The organism is Streptomyces sp. NPDC055140 (assembly GCF_053607285.1).
This window is the reverse complement of the sequence record NZ_JBSGTG010000175.1, coordinates 1-1,683: the sequence shown is the minus strand read 5'-3', so window position 1 is coordinate 1,683 and position 1,683 is coordinate 1. Positions and strand designations below refer to the sequence as shown.

General features: G+C 67.1%; 1 protein-coding gene and 2 pseudogenes. 1 reads left to right on the top strand and 2 read right to left on the bottom strand.

Annotated features, from left to right (window positions below; all coding sequences use genetic code 11):
- Nucleotides 1-216, bottom strand: a pseudogene (locus ACWFR4_RS48750) (SUKH-4 family immunity protein); the annotation flags it as partial.
- 315 nt (nucleotides 217-531) lie between these two features.
- Entirely contained in the window at nucleotides 532-1,038 is a 507-nt protein-coding gene (locus ACWFR4_RS48745; RefSeq protein WP_453658415.1) for a hypothetical protein, read from the bottom strand.
- Nucleotides 1,039-1,433: 395 nt separating this feature from the next.
- Here ACWFR4_RS48745 and ACWFR4_RS48740 point away from each other — a divergent pair.
- A pseudogene (locus ACWFR4_RS48740) lies at nucleotides 1,434-1,607 on the top strand (amino acid permease); the annotation flags it as partial.
- Nucleotides 1,608-1,683 lie beyond the last annotated feature (76 nt).

Below are 1,683 nucleotides of genomic sequence, written 5' to 3'. Positions count from 1 at the left end.
CAGCAGGTCCGCGACATACGGATCGAGCTTGCCGGCGTCCGCCCCCTCGGCAAGAAGAGCCAGGACGGGCACCAGTCGGGACTCGGCAAGCGGCCCGAACCTCATCAACCCGTGCTCTGCGGGCAACCCGGCCCCGGTGAGGCGGCGGCGGGTCGCCTCGTGCGTGATCGACGCAGGCAGCGCGTGCGCGGGCATAACGATGCTGGTCGCAGACATGTATCCCCCGTGGTGCTGAGTTGTGATTTCTCTACGACCGCCACGATAGGCACCACCACCGACAACGAGTCAGCGCCGAGCCGCATACGCGATGCCGTACCTCCCATCGACGTGGTCGGCTCAGCAGGCGTCTGCACCCGGTACGGTTGACCGCTCCGTTGCCCTGAGTCGAGGAGCTCGCCTGTGGACTTTGCCGATCCGCTCGCGGGAATCGCTGTGCGCGATGCCGAACACCGATCGGCCTGACCCGGCCCGAGGTGACGTGTTGAGGCATGCCGGAGCCGTTCCTCAACACGCCACCTCGACCGCGGTCGGTCACCGGGATGGACCTCCATTCAGATATCGGCGCGCCTCTTTTAGAAGCGCTGGAAGGTCGCTGCTGAGGGCGGAGACTGCCTCGTTTCGCATCCGCATGCCCTCGGGTGTGTCAGTGTTGATCACTCTGATGCGAGCCCCCGACGGGAGTCTTTGCCCTCCTAGGCGACGTGCATTGTCGAAGATGCGTTCAGCCAGGGTCGCCAGGTTCTCGGGACCTTCGAGTGACACCATGTCGGCCGCGTGCTCGAGCGCATCTAAAGCCGGAGTTATCTCGCCTGCCATCGTCCTATCTCCTGCGAAGTCGACAGCATCAAAGACGATGATGAAGCGCCGAGCCGCTCGGTAGAGCTCGGCGTAGGCCTCGCGCTGGGATGCCCTGCGGACCGCGTCCACCGAGCCGCGATAGGTACCGTGGCTCTGTGATCGCCCTGCGGCCCAGGCTGCAGCGGCGGTGATCAGGACGGCCGGGGCACCAACAACTGCCGTAAAGACTTCAGAGTTCATGAGCCGGGAGTCTATGAACGTGTACCGCGCTTATGGCGGCTCGTCGACGGGACGCAAGCCCCGGGAGCTCGAGTTCTTCGGGCTGCAGCACCTGCGCACCGCTCGCGGCCCTCGGTAGGCTTCTTTCCGGAGACCTCGTCGGACTCCCCCTTTTGGGCCCCGCAGCGGCGGGGATGCAGCCCGTTCCGACCGGGCTGACCGAGCGCGCCCGGATCCCCGGCCGCATTCGTCCGCCGCCGCTGAGGAGATCCCCTCGATGACCACCTTTGACCACGTCCTCGTTGTGCCCGTCGACGAGGGCGGCTCGTTCGTCTTCGCGCACGCCCTCGACAGCGGGATCCGCGTCTGGACGCGCGGACTGGTCCGCCGCGTAGATGAGCGCCCCCGACGGCTCCGCGGTGTCGCCGACCCTGATCGCGATCCTGTTCGTCCTCGCCCTCGCCGCGATCAACCTCCGCGGGGTCGCAGAGTCGGTGAAGGCGAACGTCGTCCTGACCCTGGTCGAGGTCAGCGGACTCGCGGTGATCCTCGCGATCGGCGCGTACGCCGTGTTCAGCGGCGAGGGCGAGGGACGGGGAGCGCGAGGTGTCCGACGCCCGTGACGCGGACGTTCTGCGCGATCAGGTCGGGGTGGTCGATGCAGGC